At 49.3% G+C, this 17,081-nt stretch carries 7 protein-coding genes and 1 pseudogene; 4 read left to right on the top strand and 4 right to left on the bottom strand.

Annotation, left to right across the window (positions count from 1 at the left end; translation table 11 throughout):
* Positions 1 to 35 precede the first annotated feature (35 nt).
* Positions 36 to 1,028 carry a glucokinase gene (gene glk, locus Q0K92_RS06450; RefSeq protein ID WP_297324988.1) on the bottom strand — a complete coding sequence of 331 codons (993 nt, stop codon included), beginning with the start codon at positions 1,026 to 1,028 and terminating at the stop codon, positions 36 to 38.
* Positions 1,029 to 1,210: 182 nt separating this feature from the next.
* Between glk and Q0K92_RS06445 the strand changes: the two genes are divergently transcribed.
* The 4 genes from Q0K92_RS06445 (at position 1,211) to Q0K92_RS06430 (ending at position 8,945) form a co-directional block, all read left to right on the top strand.
* On the top strand, positions 1,211 to 2,731 hold the full coding sequence (locus Q0K92_RS06445; RefSeq protein WP_297324987.1) for a helicase HerA-like domain-containing protein: 1,521 nt from the start codon (positions 1,211 to 1,213) through the stop codon (positions 2,729 to 2,731).
* A gap of 92 nt (positions 2,732 to 2,823) precedes the next feature.
* Positions 2,824 to 5,142, top strand: coding sequence for a PAS domain S-box protein (locus Q0K92_RS06440; RefSeq protein ID WP_297324986.1), 2,319 nt, complete (start codon positions 2,824 to 2,826; stop codon positions 5,140 to 5,142).
* 6 nt (positions 5,143 to 5,148) lie between these two features.
* The gene (locus Q0K92_RS06435; protein WP_297324985.1) at positions 5,149 to 5,571 is read left to right on the top strand and encodes a response regulator; all 423 of its coding nucleotides are present in this window, start codon (positions 5,149 to 5,151) and stop codon (positions 5,569 to 5,571) included.
* A 5-nt stretch (positions 5,572 to 5,576) separates the two neighbouring features.
* Entirely contained in the window at positions 5,577 to 8,945 is a 3,369-nt protein-coding gene (locus Q0K92_RS06430; protein ID WP_297324984.1) for an EAL domain-containing protein, read from the top strand.
* A gap of 72 nt (positions 8,946 to 9,017) precedes the next feature.
* Here the strand turns inward: Q0K92_RS06430 and Q0K92_RS06425 are convergent, their stop codons facing one another.
* From Q0K92_RS06425 to Q0K92_RS06415, 3 genes and pseudogenes are all read right to left on the bottom strand, one after another.
* Complete coding sequence (locus Q0K92_RS06425) at positions 9,018 to 10,070, bottom strand: TIGR03032 family protein (protein ID WP_297324983.1); 1,053 nt, start codon at positions 10,068 to 10,070, stop codon at positions 9,018 to 9,020.
* 110 nt (positions 10,071 to 10,180) lie between these two features.
* Positions 10,181 to 15,934 carry a hypothetical protein gene (locus Q0K92_RS06420; RefSeq protein ID WP_297324982.1) on the bottom strand — a complete coding sequence of 1,918 codons (5,754 nt, stop codon included), beginning with the start codon at positions 15,932 to 15,934 and terminating at the stop codon, positions 10,181 to 10,183.
* Positions 15,935 to 16,514: 580 nt separating this feature from the next.
* Positions 16,515 to 17,081, bottom strand: a pseudogene (locus tag Q0K92_RS06415) (hypothetical protein); the annotation flags it as partial.

The following is a 17,081-nucleotide window of genomic DNA, read 5'->3' as shown; positions in this document are numbered from 1 at the left end:
ATTCAAACTGGCAGCTGCCAAATTCTCAATTCTAACTACTTATTGAGTAGATTATGTACTGCCCGTTGCGCACCGAGCAAGCTAATTTCAGGGTTTGTGATGATATGCACCGGAATTTCATGCATCAATGCGGAAAACCTCCCTTTATCGCAAAAGGCACGCATGAAGCCGCCTGACTTGAGGGTGTTGATTATTTTGGGTGCAATGCCGCCGGCAATGTAGACACCGCCACGGCATAATCCGGCCAGTGCCAGATTGCCTGCATAAGCGCCATAAATTTCAGCGAATACATTGAGCGATTTGATGGCCATCGGATGTTGATGGGTCTGCGCCAGTGCCGTGACGATAGCGCCGCTGTCTTCTTTAAGCGTTGGCGCTGCCAAGCCCGACGGTGTTTTTTGATGGATTTGCAGAAAATTAAAAATGTGCGTTAATCCCGAACCGGATAGTAAACGCTCTACCGACACATGGTCGAATCGACGCTGCAGCGATTCAAGCAGAGCGATTTGTAATGGGTTGGACGGCGCGAAATCGATGTGACCCGCCTCGGTCGATAATGCGAAATAACGATCTTCCGGACAGGCAAGCCACGCCACGCCCATGCCTGTACCGGCACCCAGGATGACACGCATTGCTTGCGCGTGGGATTGTCCTGTTTGCAGTGTCATCAGATCGTCAGGCGAGAGTATTTCAACAGCCAATGCAGCCGCTTCAAAATCATTGATGAGCTTGACCTTGGGAATTGAGAATTCGTGCGCAATATCAGCACTATTGATGTGCCAGGGTAGATTGGTTAATTTTACTTGTTGTGCAACGATGGGTCCTGCTACTGCAAAGCATGCTACAAGCGGAGGACATGCCGGATCGGCTCGATTCAGGAAATCGCTTAAGACGTCGGAAAAAGTTGCGAAGTCTTGACTCTCATAGTACTGCGTGAATGGCTGCTGGATTTCTCCAGCGTTTATTTCGGCCAGTTGCAGAATGGTTTTGGTGCCACCGATATCGCCGTAGATAAGTTGTTGGTTCAAGTAAGTATCAATCCAGGAAATGCTAATAGGCTGTAGTGTAAGTATACATCGGCTGACTTATTTTCACCGCCATCGCTGTCATTTGACATACACTGACACATTCAGTACATTTTTCCCGATATTGGCAGCAGTTGATTTTTTAGTATCCTTGATCAAAATTTTTTAGGTATTTTGTTGACGCTATGGCTGATCCATTGATTATCGCTAAAACGAATAATGCTGAACTGGCGCTCCTGCCGGCGATGGCAACGCGACATGGGTGTATTACCGGTGCGACCGGTACCGGCAAGACAGTGACGTTGCAAAAGCTGGCGGAAGGTTTTTCCAGTATGGGGGTGCCGGTGTTTATGGCGGATGTCAAAGGTGATTTAACGGGTATTTGTAAACCCGGGTCGCTGACAAATAAAATGACGGAGCGACTGAATCAACTAAACATGAATCATCCGTACTGGCAAGGTTTTCCGGTGACTTTGTGGGATGTGCTGCAGGAAAACGGCCATCCGCTGCGCGCTACGATTTCCGACATGGGACCGCTGTTGCTGGCGCGTCTGCTGAATCTGAATGAAACGCAAGAAGGTGTACTAACGCTGGTTTTTAAAGTGGCTGATGATCATGGGTTGTTGTTGCTGGATCTGAAGGACTTGCGCGCATTACTGCAATTTGTCGGCGACAATGCGAACCAGTTCAAAACCCAATATGGTAGCGTTTCATCGGCTTCGATTGGTGCAATCCAGCGGGGCTTGCTGCAAATAGAAGAGCAGGGGGGAGAAAAATTCTTTGGCGAGCCGATGCTGAACATCGAGGATTTGATGCAAACCATCGACGGCAAAGGCGTTATCAATATTCTTGCGGCTGACAAGCTGCTCAATTCACCGCGGCTGTATAGTACCTATTTGCTGTGGATGCTGTCTGAGTTGTACGAAAATCTGCCGGAAACCGGTGATCGCGACAAACCCAAACTGGTGTTCTTTTTTGATGAAGCACATCTGTTATTCAGCATGGCATCTCCCGCCTTGCTGGAGAAGATCGAACAAGTCGTCAGACTGATTCGTTCCAAAGGCGTCGGTGTTTACTTTGTCACGCAAAATCCGTTCGATATTCCGGAAAAAGTGCTGACGCAACTGGGTAATCGTATTCAACATGCGTTGCGGGCGTTTACGCCGCGCGATCAGAAAGCGGTGACGACCATCGCTGAAACCATGCGTCCCAATCCAAAATTGAATGTCAAACAGGCCATTCTGGAACTTTCAGTCGGCGAAGCGTTGATTTCTTTGCTCGACCGTGACGGATCTCCCACGATCACCGAGCGCGCTTTTATATTGCCGCCAGTTAGCCAGATCGGGCCGATTACGCCGGTTGAGCGAAAACAACTGATGCAATCTTCCATTGTGGCCGGCGTGTATGAACAGGCAATCGATCGGGAGAGCGCTTTTGAGTTGTTGCAAGCACGGGTTGGTGCTGGAAGCTTGCCCGGCAGCTCATCCGGATCGGCGGGTTCCGGGGATTTGAAGACACCGGCGGAAGAGGGAATTTTGGCAGGACTGGGCGACTTGTTATTGGGTACGTCCGGCAAACGCGGTGGCCGACATGAGGGTGTTATTGATGTATTTGCAAAAAGCGCGGCACGCTCGGTGGGTTCATCCATCGCACGTGAAATTACCCGCGGCTTGCTTGGGTCGCTGCTGGGTCAAAAACGGCGTTAGTCATTTCATCACAAAAAAAATTATCCCTATCATAGATTTATTTTGTTCCAGTAATTGCTGATTGTCCCTTAGATACAGGGAGATGTTCGTGCATGAATGATATTTCGTTCTACCAGCAACTATTTGAGGCAAGTCCTCACCCATACTTGATTCTGCGAGCGGATGACGGCTTTACCATTGTGGCGGTGAATAATAAGTACCTAGAAGTCACTGGCACGCAGCGAGAAGCGATTGTTGGTGATAGTTTGTTTGATGTCTTTCCTAATAATCCGAATGATTACGCTTCCGATAGTGTTAATGATTTGCGCACCTCACTAAACCATGTTCTCAAAGCAAAGCGCCAGGATATTATGAGCGTGCAAAAGTACGATATCCCGCTACGCGATGGTAGCGGAAACTTCGAGCTCAAATACTGGAGCCCGATCAATACCCCTGTATTTGATACTGGGGGGAATGTTACTTACATCATCCATCACGTGGAAGATGTCACCGAATTTATTGTCGGTCATGAACGTGCCATAAACGAGCAACTTCGCGCAAGCGAAATGCGCTTTCAGATCATATTTGAACGGGCAGCAACCGGTATTGCGATTGTTTCACCCGAAGGGCGTTGGTTACGGGTTAATCACAAACTATGTCAGATCGTCGGCTATCGTCGCGATGAACTGATGGGACTTGCTTTTCAAGATATCACCCATCCGGATGATCTGGATACAGACCTGAATTATGTACAGAGGGTGCTTGCCGGTGAAATCACCACTTTTTCTATGGAAAAACGCTACATCCGCAAAAACAGCAGCGTTATCTGGATCAATCTTACCGCGTCTTTAGTCCGGAAACTGGATAATACGCCGGATTATTTCATTACCATTGTTGAAGATATTCAAGCCCGTAAAGAAATTGAAGCAAACCTAAAAGAAGCAAAACGCATCGCTAATCTGGGTCACTGGAAATGGGATGTCAGCACAAACAAATATACTTGGTCGGAGGAGATCTATCGCATTTACGGTCGTGATTTAGATTTGCCGCCGCTCAGTTATCAGGAAACCTCGCAGTATTTCACCGCGCAGAGCTGGGTTAGTCTTGTTGCTGCTGTGGAAGAATGTGTAGCGAAAGGGCTTCCCTATGAATGTGATGCGGAAGTGGTGCGCGCAGATGGTAGTCATCACTGGGTTATCGCTCGAGGAGAAGCGACACACGATGCTGGTGGTAGAATCACAGCATTACACGGCACGATGCAGGATATCACTGAGCGCAAATTGGCTGAGGTGGCACTGCAAGAAAGCAAAGAGCAGCTCAAATTATTCATTGAATACGCGCCGGCTTCGTTAGCCATGCTTGATCAGCAGATGTGCTATCTCGCATTTAGTCAACGCTGGCGCAGCGATTACTCTCTGGGTGATGGTAATTTGCTGGGATTATGCCATTACGACGTTTTTCCGGAGATCGGCGAGGAATGGAAAGCTATCCATCGCAGATGCTTGGCCGGAGAAGTCATTCGCGCTGACGAGGATCGTTTCGAGCGGGCCGATGGCCGGGTACAATGGTTGCGCTGGGAGGTACGGCCCTGGTATCTGGGCAGTGGCGCGATCGGCGGTATGGTTATTTTCTCCGAGGATATCACGCAGCAGAAACAGGCTGAGGAGGCGCTTCAGCTCAATGTCGATCTGGAAAAACGGATTACGGAGCGTACCGCGGAATTAAAAGCGCTCAATCAGTCATTGGAAAGCTTTGTGTATTCCGTTTCCCACGATCTGAAAGCGCCGTTACGCGGTGTTGAAGGGTACAGCCGGCTTCTGGAAGAAGATTACGCCGATCGACTGGATGATGAAGGGCGCTTGTTTATCAGCAACATTCGCACCGGCGTCACGCGCATGAATGAGTTAATCAATGATTTGTTGGCTTATTCGCGCATAGAACGGCGCAAGCTGGAATCCAATGGATTGGATCTGACCATCGTAGTTCATCAGGTGTTAGAGGAGCGCGATGAAGACATTGCTTCACATCAGATTGAAATCGCTGCGCATTTGCCTCCACTCATGGCTCGCGGTGACCGTGAAGGTTTGGCGCTGGTGTTACGTAATTTGCTGGAAAATGCGATCAAATTCAGCAAACATTCCGCGCATCCACGGATTGAATTCGGTGCTTCTCAGGATAATCATCACATTACTCTGTGGATTCGTGACAATGGTATTGGTTTTGACATGAAGTATAATCAGCGCATTTTTGAGATTTTCGAGCGCCTCCATCGGCTGGAGGATTATCCTGGTACGGGTATCGGTTTGGCGCTGGTCAAGAAAGCCATGCAACGCATGGGAGGTCGTGTCTGGGCGCAGGGCGTGCCGGGTGAAGGCGCAACCTTCTATTTGGAACTGCCTGCCGTGCAGGAACCCGAAAGAGCTATGGAGTAAATCATAATGAATGCATATCCGCCGATTCTTCTTGTCGAAGATAATCCGCTTGACGTCGATTTAACTTTGCGTGCTTTCCGGCGCCGAAAACTTGCCAATCCGGTACTGGTAGCACGGGATGGTGAGGAGGCGTTAGCATGGATACCCCGCTGGGAGTCAGGGGAAACCCAGCCGACCGTCATCTTGCTAGACCTGAAGTTGCCGCGAATTGATGGCCTCACTGTGCTGCGAACACTGAAAGCACATGCAGTGCTACGCCGCATTCCAGTCGTCGTGTTGACCACCTCCAAAGAAGATCGTGACATCCACACTGCCTACGATCTAGGGGTCAACTCGTACATTATCAAGCCGGTAGACTTCGATAACTTTATGGATGTGGCACAGCAGATAGAGCTTTATTGGTGCGTTTTCAACGAACTGCCCAAATAAGCACGATGCGCGTTCTCTATATTGAAGATTCCGCCAGTGATGCTGATCTGGCCCGGCGTACTCTGGCGCGGACCGCGCCTGAAATCGAACTGGAAGTGGCGGTGACGCTAACTGCAGGACTCAAACAACTGGCTGAACCAGGCTGTTACGATTTACTGCTGGTCGATCTTTCCTTACCGGACGGCTCCGGTTTAGAGGCATTGGCCAGCGTACGGGAGCAACGGCTGTCAACGGCAGTTGTGGTTCTCACCGGTTCAGGTGACCAAGATTCAGCCATTGCCGCACTAAAGGCCAGTGCGGATGATTACCTGATCAAACGGGACGATTATCTGGAACGCCTGCCTCGTACCTTGCGTAATGCATTGGATCGTTTCCGTTGCAGCGTTGATCGCAATCAACCCCTGCTGCGTGTTCTATATATTGAGCATAATATTTCTGATATCGATCTGATGCGCCGCCATTTGGCCTCGCATGCGCCGCATGTTCACCTGACCGCGATGACAAGTAGCCAAGATGCTCTGGCACTTTTACCTGCTGACCCGGTTGCACAGACTGCTGCATTTGATGTACTCCTGATTGATTACCGTATGCCGGGTATGGACGGATTGGAGTTCATTAAGCGACTACGTAACGATCGTAAGCTGGATATCCCCATCGTGTTAATTACAGGGCAGGGCAGTGAGATGGTGACTGCTCGTGCATTGCGTTTGGGGGTGGACGATTATCTATCCAAGCATGAAGGCTATCTCTATGAGATCGCCGCCACACTGGAAAAAGTACAGCACCAAGCAGAATTGACACGCGAGCGAATCAGTTTGAAAAAAACCAGCCTGCGTCTTTCCCATTTGCTGGCTGCCAGCCCGACCATTCTATACAACCTTCATTTTGCAGGGAAAACGCTTCAATCCATCTGGGTCAGCGAGAACATCGAACGACTGCTTGGTTACACGCCGGAAGAAGCACTGGTTCCGGACTGGTGGTACTCACATGTGCATCCGGATGATCGTGAAGCGGTATTGGCGCGCCAATCCATTTTATTTACAGAAGGTCAGCTGACCCATGACTACCGGTTTTTTCATCGCAGCGGACGAATCGTCTGGATTCTGGATGAACTTCGGCTGGTACGAAGTATGGATGGCGAGCCTCTCGAAATTGTCGGTGCTTGGCTCGATATCAGTGAGCAAAAACGCGCTGAGTTGATACGCGGCGCGCATCAGTCCGTATTGGATCTGATCGTTACCAATCAACCGCTTGCAGTGATTCTCAATGACATTGCTCAGCGCCTGGAGACCATCAATCCCGACATGCTGGTCTCTATCCTGCTGCTGGATAAGCATACAGGCCGCCTTAGGCATGGTGTGGCACCAAGCCTGCCGGATGATTACAACGCAGTCGTCGATCAGCTGAGAATCGGTGATGGCATCGGTTCCTGCGGGACATCAGCGTGGCGTGGTGAACCGGTGATCGTTTCTGATATTGATCAGCATCCTTATTGGCAACCTTATCTGGAATTAACACGTAAAGCCAACCTCCATGCCTGCTGGTCAGTGCCGTTCAAGGATGAAGCCGGAAGAGTATTAGGCACCTTTTCCATCTATTACCATACCCCTCGGGAACCTTTACCTGCCGACCTGGCATTGATCAATGAATTCGTTTCCATCACTGCACTGGCGGTACAAAAGGTATATGCAGCGGAGACATTAAAGCAGGCTGCAGCCGTATTTGAATCCACCCGGGAAGGTGTGGTCATTACCGATCTGGAACCACGTATCGTCGCTATCAATCGTGCCTACACTGAAATTACCGGTTACAGCGAAGCACAGGTGCTCGGCAAGAACCCAAAGATCATCAAGTCGGGACGGCACGATAAAGCGTTTTACCAGGCAATGTGGAGCAGTCTCAGCCAGACAGGTTATTGGTGCGGAGAAATCTGGAGCCGCCGCAGCAATGGGGAGATTTATCCGCAATGGCTGACAATAAGCACAGTATGTAATGACAGAAATGAGCCCTGCAATTATGTCGGCGTATTTACTGACATTACTCAGACGAAGCAATCTGAAGCGCGTCTCATGCATCTTGCCCACTATGATCCATTGACCGACTTGCCAAACCGTTTGTTGGTGCAATCACGTTTACATCATGCCATTGAACGGGCACAACGGCATAACTACCGGATTGCAACGCTTTATCTCGATCTGGATCGCTTCAAGAATGTCAATGACAGCCTGGGTCATCCCATCGGGGATGAGCTTTTGATTATGCTGGCCTCCCGCTTGAAGAAACGACTGCGTGAGGAAGATACACTGGCGCGATTGGGCGGTGATGAATTTCTGTTGGTACTTGAAAATATCAGAGATCCCAGTGAGCCTGCCACCGTAGCACAAACTTTGATTAATCTGCTCACTACACCGTTCATTTTGCCGAGTGGTCACGAGATCTTTATTAATGCCAGTGTGGGTATCAGCCTTTTTCCGGATGATGCGAACAGCGTTACCGAGCTGATCCAGCACGCTGATATGGCCATGTATTTGGCGAAACAAGAAGGCCGCAATACGTATCGTTACCATACAGAAGCCCTAAGCATTGCCGCCAATGAGCGTCTGATACTGGAAACCCGCCTGCGCTATGCGCTCACTGCCGGAGAATTCATTCTCCACTACCAGCCCCTGATTCATGCCGGTAGTGGCCGAGTGGTGGGGGTTGAAGCCTTAGTGCGCTGGCAACCGCCCGATAAAGCCATGGTGCCGCCGGGAAAATTTATCCCTATTGCCGAAGAAACCGGACTTATCGTGCTGCTCGGTGAGTGGGTATTACGCACCGCGTGCGCTCAGGGCCGTGCCTGGATGGATGCTGGTCTGCCGCCACTCGTGATGGCAGTCAATTTGTCGGTGCGGCAGTTTCAATCTGCCAATCTGATCGAATTGACGCAGCGCGTATTGGCAGAAACGAAATTTCCGGCAACTTTCCTGGAACTGGAATTAACCGAAAGCATGTTCATGGAACATGCAGAACAATCCATCGATACGTTGAGAACCTTGAAAGGCCTGGGTGTACGCCTGGCGATCGATGATTTTGGTACGGGCTATTCCTCGCTGACATATTTGAAGCGCTTTCCCATCGACAAGCTGAAGATCGACCAGAGTTTCGTGCATGGCCTGGCCGATGATCCCAATGATCGTGAAATCGCCGCTACCATTATTGCCATGGCGCGCAGCCTTAAGTTGGCTGTGCTTGCTGAAGGGGTAGAGTCTGAACAGCAATTGGCCTTCTTGCGTCAGCATGGCTGCGATTATTATCAAGGATTCCTGTTTCACAGACCGGTGCCGGCTTTGGAATTTGAAGCATGGCTACGTGAAAAATCAATGTTCGAATGACGTTCTTTATTAGCCGAAGCGGTTGTGGATATCATTATGAGGACTATGAAACTCTAGGAGCCTGTCGGGCTCCTAGGCTTCAACACTCAATACCCGACGAATCTCATCGGTTTTGAATCCCAGCGCCATCGGGCGGCGCACATTCGGCAAAGCAATCACATCATAGAGCTCTTCAACCACACCTTCCATGCGCAACCAATGCACCACATCGCCGGTGCGCAGATCGATTACCTGCACCCCGCAGCGCGCTTCCGCATTGCGCGATTTCAAATTTGCATCCAATGCCAAACCGCTGAAGGTTTTATTGTGGCGCGGCCTGGACAAACCCACCAGGGCGAAATCACCATGAAAGCTCAAGCCGCGCATGTATCCAGGACAAAAACACAGCGGTTCAAAACGTCCCGTCGCAAGATCAACATAACCGAAATCTCCCGTGCCGGAATTGAGCAGCCACAGCCTGCCGTTGTACCAACGCGGCGAATGCGGCATGGATAGGCCGGTGCAAACAATTTCATTGCGGTTCACGTCAATGACAATCCCGCCATCGGCACGATGCTCGCGCCAACCATCAGCGACATCGGATTGGCTCACTGCGGTCACATAAGCTGGCTGGCCATCCTGCATCGCCAGGCCGTTCAAATGACAACGGTCTTCCGCTGCCAGTTTGCTGATAAAAGCGGGGCGCCACAGTGGCTTGAAGCTATGCGTTTCGCTCAATGTCGCCAAACAACCAAACAGCGTATTGACGAATACCAAGCGGCCATCACGATCCACCGCCATGTCATGAATATCCAGATCACCGGTGGTATACCCCACTTGCGGCACATACAACCGGTCGAAACCATCCTGCTGCTGCCCCGGTTCGAGTACATTCTCAAACCGCCACACCTGATACAGGCTGCTCATGTACAAACCATTCGATGTCGAACACAAGCCCATGCAGCGGTTGAAGCTACGCTCGAATACCGACAGCGTGTTATCGGGCTTCAGGCCGATAAAATACAACTTGCCGATCTGGTAGGTCGTCAGCGCAATAGCAAGTTTCTGCTCAGCCAGCCATGACAGCATCTGGCGGGAGGTGCTGATTTCAAGCACTGGTGCGGCGGGTGTCTCATGGGTATCCATTGAAAATCCTGATTCTGGTTAAATCCAAACCTTCGCCAAGCTTAGCACAAACAACCCAAAATTGATTATGCTCACAGTAAACTTGGAACCATGAATGCACTGCTATTTCACTAAGCAAAATCGATCGTCACATTAACCCCAACCAGCAGCACCGCATTATCGTGGATATACGTATGGTAACCATCGTGGCTGCCGCCGTCAGTCCAACCGCTATTTTGCACAGTGATGCGGTCTCCGGCATTGCCGTTGACTGTTAAGGTATTGGTGGTATCCGACAGGTTGAGTAAATCGGCTGCAGTGAGCGTCAGCGTATTGTCGCCCTGGCCGTACAAGCAGATGGTTTCGATGCTGCTGATATTGTCGCCAGAATCCGCCAGGTTTAGATTCAGGCCGTTACCGACAAGATGTAGCACATCGTTGCCAGCGCCGCCATCGATCAATGTGAAATCGAGATCAGCCACGCGAATCTTGTCGTCGCCCGCTCCACCTTCAAAGACATCCGCTCCGCCGTGGCCGATGATATGGTCATCGCCTGCACCAGCCTTGAAATCCTCCTCTGCCGAGGTATCCTTCAACAAGCCATCTCCCGATGTACCCATGATTTCAGGCAACCCAATTCCAAAATCGCTGCGGCCAAAGATAACGTAACTGGAGTCCGCACCGGGAGTACCGATAATCAAATCGTCAAAGCCATCGCCATTGACATCCCCTGCACTGCTGATTGAAAAGCCAGATCGATCATACTCCGCCGCTCCATCCAAGCGAAAACCGTTGTTACCGTCAAGACTGGATAAATCCATTATCGCGCTAAAGCCAGAGGCTTTACCAAATAGCACATAGCAAGTACCAGCAGAACTTTGTCCATTTGGATTGGCCGAACTATCACCGATTATCAAGTCATCAAATCCGTCACCATTAACATCCCCTGCGCTGCTACCTACTCCGCCACCATCAAAACGGAAACCTGTACTTCCATCCAGGCTAGACACATCCAGTCGAGCACCAAATCCCGAAGCTTTACCAAATACAACGTAATTTCCAGTAATGAGGTCATCGAAACCATCACCATTCATATCACCCGCGTCACTAACTGAACCTCCTGTATCACCTTCCAAACGGAAACCATTGCTCCCGTCAAGATTGGACAAAACCAGCGAAGCGCCAAATCCTGAAGCCTTGCCAAAAACTACATAATTAGTCCAGTTTGGACCAAATCCAGGCGTACTGATAATCACATCGTCAAAACCATCATCATTAATATCTCCTGCGCTACTGACTGTTCTTCCAGAAAAACCGCTTGCAATTGCTCCATCGAGGCGAAAACCGTTGTTGCCATTAAGATCCAAGAGATTAAGCGTAGAATCAAATCCTGAAGCTTTACCAAATATTACGTAACTAGAGCCAGAGAAGGTACCGTTGGGACTTGCATCGGGAGCACCAACAATCACATCATCAAAACTATCGCCATTAACATCCCCAGCATTACTCACCGAAAGACCTGTTAATTCACCTATTACCCCTTCTAAGCGAAAACCATCGCTGCCATTAAGATCCGCGAGATTAAGTGTGGCATCAAATCCTGAAGCTTTGCCAAATACTACGTAACTAACACTTGTGCGTTTGCATCCAACAATCAGATCGTCAAAGCCATCGCCGCTAACATCGCCTGCGCCACTGACGGAATAGCCAGTTTGATCAAGCACTTTTCCGCCATTCAATTGAAATCCTGTCTTGCCGTCGAGGCTCGAAAGAGCCAGTGTGTCACTAAAACCTGATGCTTTGCCAAATACCACATAGCTGGAACCGGCATTGCCGATATCATTTGGACTGGCAGTAGGGCTAGCGATAATTACATCATCAAATCCGTCGCCATTGACATCTCCTGCACCGCTGACTGAAAATCCCGAGTCATTACCTTCTCCATCCAAACGGAAACCGACACCACTGTGAAGGTTAATCAAGTTAATAACGCCTGGTACTGGAAAAACGGTAGTGACAGCTATCCCAACCAATAATTCTGCCGCACCTTGAGTATAAAGGTGGTAATCGCCGCTGATACCACCATCCGCCCAATCATTATCGAGCCCAAAAACACGATCCCCTGCATTGCCATCAACTGTTAATGAATTGCTGCTATCTGATAAATTGAGTAAATCCACTGCAGTGAGTGTTAATGTATTATTGCCTCTGCCCGTTAAATTGACCGCTTCGATGCTGCTGACCTTGCTATGAACAGTTGAAAGATTTAGATTCAGATTACTTCCTGCCAAAGCTAATGTATCGCTACCAGATCCGCCTTCCACTAACTGGAAATTTAAATCAAATACTTCAATGTGATCGTCGCCTTCACCGCCATGAAAAGTATCCGCTCCACCACCACCGATCATCGTATCGTTGCCGTTACCGGCCACAAAACGTTCGCTATCAGCGCTGCCGACCAGAAGTTCTTCCTTTGTTGTTCCTAAGTAAGTCACCGCAGTAGTAAAGTTGTCGCCAAATAATACATAACTGGAACCAGAATTTCTGCCATTGGGATCAGCGCCCGTGGCACCGATAATCAAATCAGAAAAACCATCCCCATTGACGTCTCCTGCGCTGCTGACTGATTTACCCAGTCCATCACTCGCTTTCGTACCCTCTAAGCGAAGACCATTAATACCATCAATGTCGGATAAATCAAATGTGGCATTAAAACCTGAAGCCTTGCCAAACAACACATAACTGGCACCAGCATCTTGGTTACTCGAGTCGGCCCAGCGAGCACCCACAATCACATCATCAAAACCATCCCCATTAAAATCTCCCGCACTACTGACTGACCAACCCGATTGGTCATCTGCCGCCACACCACCCACACGAAAACCCGTGTCACCATCGAGACTGGATAAATCGATGCTGGCATCAAAACCGGAAGCTTTACCAAAGACCACATAACTAGCGCCAGATTTGTCGCCATGCAGATCTGCCGAACGAGCACCGACAATCACATCAGCAAAGCCATCGCCGTTGATATCCCCCGCGGCACTCACGGAAAATCCGGATTGGTCACCCGCCATAACACCATCCAGGCGAAAACCCGTATGACCATCAAGGCTCGATAGAGCCATCGTAGCGCTGAATCCCGATGCTTTACCAAATATCACATAGCTGGATCCGGAAGACCTGCCATGCGAATCTGCCAAACTGGCTCCGACGATCACATCGTCAAATCCGTCACCATTGACATCCCCCGCATTGCTGACCGATCGCCCAGAACGATCATCCGCTGCTACGCCATCCAAGCGAAAACCATTATTGCCATCAAGATCGGCTAAATCAAACGTGGCACTAAAACCCGAAGCTTTACCAAACATAATATAACTAGCACCAGACTTACCGCCAGTGCGATCAGCATAGCGTGCACCGATGATCAAATCAGCAAAACCATCACCGTTGACATCCCCGGCATTGCTAACCGAAAAACCCGAGTGATCATCAGCAGCTACGCCATCAATGCAAAAGCCGTTATTACCATCAAGACTGGATAAAGCTACTTCAGCATTAAAACCGGAGGTTTTTCCAAACACTACATAGCTTGAACCCGCATTGTTGCCATTGGTATCTGAGTAATAGGCGCCAACAATCAAATCACCTATACCATCTCCATTGACATCGCCTGCAGTACTGACGCTAATACCGGATTTATCATTTTCTGCAGTTCCTACTACGCGAAAACCATTGCTACCATCGATATCTGATAAATCGAATGCGTCACCAAAACCAGCGGCTTTACCAAACATAACGTAACTGGTGCCAGATTTTTCTCCATTGGGGTCAGCATGACGAGCGCCGATAATCAAATCATCGAAACCATCATTGTTAACATCCCCTGCATTACTGACTGATCCGCCGGATCCATCGCCCGCTGCTATGCCATCAATACGAAAACCGTTATTACCATTGAGATTGGATAAGTCAATGAGGCCCGATACTGGAAAATCCGTAGTAATTGACGGATCAATCTGGAGTATAGCTGCGCCTTGTGTATACATTTGATAATTCTCGACAATGCCGCCATCTACCCAGCCAATTCCCAATCCAATGATTCGGTCTCCATCATCGCCATCAACCCTCAAGGTATTGCTGCTATCCGACAGATTGAGTAAATCAACTGCAGTGAGCGTCACTGTATTGTTGCCATTGCCAGTCAAATTAATCGCTTCAATACCGTTGAGCCTGCCACGTATATTGATCAGATCAACGTTCGAGCTACTACTAGCCATATCCAGCGTATCGCTACCCAAACCACCATCCACTAACTGAAAAGACAAATCAGACACCTGGATGATGTCGTTACCTTCACCACCATGAAAAACATCGGCCCCGCCACCACCGGTCATCGTGTCATTGCCGTTGCCGGCGACGAAGCTTTCTGCTGCTGGGGTTCCGGAAATCAGACCATCATCCCCAGAAGTGCCCAGAAAAGTCACTGCATTGGTAAAGTCACCCCCAAACATCACGTAGCTGGAACCCGATCCTTCTCCATTCGGATCGGCTCCGGCAGCACCAATGATCAAATCATCAAAGCCATCACCATTGACATCGCCAGCACTACTGACAGAACCTCCCGAACCATCGCCGGCGGCTACCCCATCCAGGCGGAAACCGGCGTTGTCATCGAGATTCGATAAATCCCATATGGCGCTAAAACCGGATGCTTTGCCATACACGACATAACTGGAACCAGCGCCATCGCCATTGGCATCCCTTCCACCGATAATCAAATCTCCAAACCCGTCACCATTCACATCTCCAGCATTGGTAACCGATCCACCACTATCAAAACGGAAACCGCTGCTTCCATCCATATTGGATATATCCAGTCGTGCACTAAATCCTGAGGCCTTGCCAAACACGACATAACTGCCGGTAATCAAATCATCGTAACCGTCCCCGTTAATATCACCCGCATCACTCACGGAAACTCCCCAAAAATCGATCGGAGATACTCCCCCAATGAGGCGGAAGCCATTGGTACCATCCAGGCTCAATAGATTCCCATTAAATCCCATACCACCAAATATCACATAGCTGGAACTGGAATCATAAAAATTTTTAGAACTCACAATCACATCATCAAAACCATCGCCATTGATATCTCCGGCACCACTAACCGTACCTCCCAATGTATTAAATTTTTCCGCGGATACGGCAAAGCCTTCTTTGCCATCATAAGGGCTAAATCCTGAAGCCTTACCATATGCTACGATAAATGAGCCGGGGGAAATGTCACGTCCGGAAACTGGCGAGCCGATTATTATTTCATCAAAACCATCACCATTGAAATCCCCCGCATTACTGACGGTAGAACTGAATTCACTGTGAGCTCCCCCTGGTCCTATAAAAAAACCACTTTCACCATCCAGCGTCGATAAAGCAAACGTGGCACCAAAACTTGAGGTTTTACCAAACACGACGTAGCTGATTCCCGTAGGATGATCTGTACCAAAACCTGGAGCGCCAATGATCAAGTCATCGAGCCCATCACCATTGACATCTCCTGCCGTGCTAATTGCCCCACCTGATCCTACACCATTATCGTCCGCTCTTCCGCCATCTAATCGAGAACCAGTGACGCCATCCAGACTGGATAAAGCAATTTCAGCACTGAAGCCAGTCGCTTTGCCAAACACCAGATAAGTGGAGCCATTTGGGCTCATGGTGGCTGGATTTGCTCTCGGTGCACCGACAATCACATCATCAAAACCATCACCATTGACATCTCCGGCAGTACTCACTGATGCACCCGTTAAATCACCTTCTGTCACCCCATCCAGGCGAAAACCATTACTGCCATCGAGACTGGATAAATTGATAACCTTCATAAACAAACCTCCTGCAAATTATTTTTAACACTCAGCCGCAGTCAGGTTGGCAAGCCACTTTGCGATATAGCAAAACGTATTTTGTCTTCCCTTGCATTGTTGTTGCGCTTAAAGCATATAGGCAACGATTATTTTAGATATCAATGTATTATTATCCACTCGCCCTAAAAGGTTGATTTGATCCATGACAACATTCGTTAAAGTTCTGATGCTGGGTGTTGGCGAAATGGGGCAGGCAATGGAATTTTTACGCAAAGACGTCACGCATTGGATATCTGGAGAAATTCCCCTGCAGCTATCTGTTTTTGGTTGTTTTAGGAATAAGCGCCGCGCTTGCAGACTTTTTATTTTTCAGTCTACCGATCACTGCGCATCGCGAAGTTGTGCAGCAAATCGAGTAATGACTGAGAAAACTGATCTATGTGTAGAAAGTTGTCGCCGAAGGATTGGATGAAGCAGGTAGAGCCGCTAGCAAACTGTTGAAAAACTATCTGCGTTGCCGCTACGGTGTTAAAAACTGCGCTTCTTCGCCTGTTTTTGCCTTGTATCGGTTGCCTCGAAAACGTTTTTCAACGGCCAATTAAACAAAATCCGTCGCCACATTAACCCCAATTAGCAGCACTGCTGCATCCTGCGTGTACGTATGAAAATCGCCTTGGATGCCGCCATCCGCCCAGCCATTGCTGAGTCCAACGACATGATCGCCCGCATTGCCATCGACTTTCAGAGTATTGCTGCTATCCGACAGATTCAGTACATCCAATGGCGTCAGCGTCAGTGCATTGTTACCGGTACCGGTCAGATCAATGGTTTCGATATCACTGATTCTGCTGCGAATATTGAGCAGATTCAGGCTAATGCCGCTATCGGTCAACATCAAAGTGTCACTACCAGTACCACCATCCACCATCCGAAAATCGAGATCAGATACCTGAATGATGTCATCATCTGCACCGCCATGGAGCACATCCGCGCCACCGCCACCGGTCATGGTATCGTTACCGTTGCCGGCTACGAAACGTTCTGCTGCGGAGGTGCCCGTGAGACCGTCATTTCCGGGTGTTCCGGGATGAGTCACTGCAGCGGTAAAGTTACCACCGAATATTACATAGCTGGAGCCAGAATCATTTCCGTTTGGACTGGCATA

It is taken from the genome of Nitrosomonas sp. (assembly GCF_024282095.1).
In the GTDB taxonomy this organism is placed as follows: domain Bacteria; phylum Pseudomonadota; class Gammaproteobacteria; order Burkholderiales; family Nitrosomonadaceae; genus Nitrosomonas.
Note: the sequence above shows the minus strand (reverse complement) of the source record. Positions and strands in the feature narration are given on the sequence as shown.

Excerpts from the sequence above, each read along its gene's own strand:
- Q0K92_RS06430 (WP_297324984.1), top strand. The coding sequence starts at position 5,577 with ATGCGCGTTCTCTATATTGAAGATTCCGCCAGTGATGCTGATCTGGCC.
- Q0K92_RS06425 (WP_297324983.1), bottom strand. The coding sequence starts at position 10,070 with ATGGATACCCATGAGACACCCGCCGCACCAGTGCTTGAAATCAGCACC.
- Q0K92_RS06440 (WP_297324986.1), top strand. The coding sequence starts at position 2,824 with ATGAATGATATTTCGTTCTACCAGCAACTATTTGAGGCAAGTCCTCAC.
- Q0K92_RS06420 (WP_297324982.1), bottom strand. The coding sequence starts at position 15,934 with ATGAAGGTTATCAATTTATCCAGTCTCGATGGCAGTAATGGTTTTCGC.
- Q0K92_RS06445 (WP_297324987.1), top strand. The coding sequence starts at position 1,211 with ATGGCTGATCCATTGATTATCGCTAAAACGAATAATGCTGAACTGGCG.
- Q0K92_RS06435 (WP_297324985.1), top strand. The coding sequence starts at position 5,149 with ATGAATGCATATCCGCCGATTCTTCTTGTCGAAGATAATCCGCTTGAC.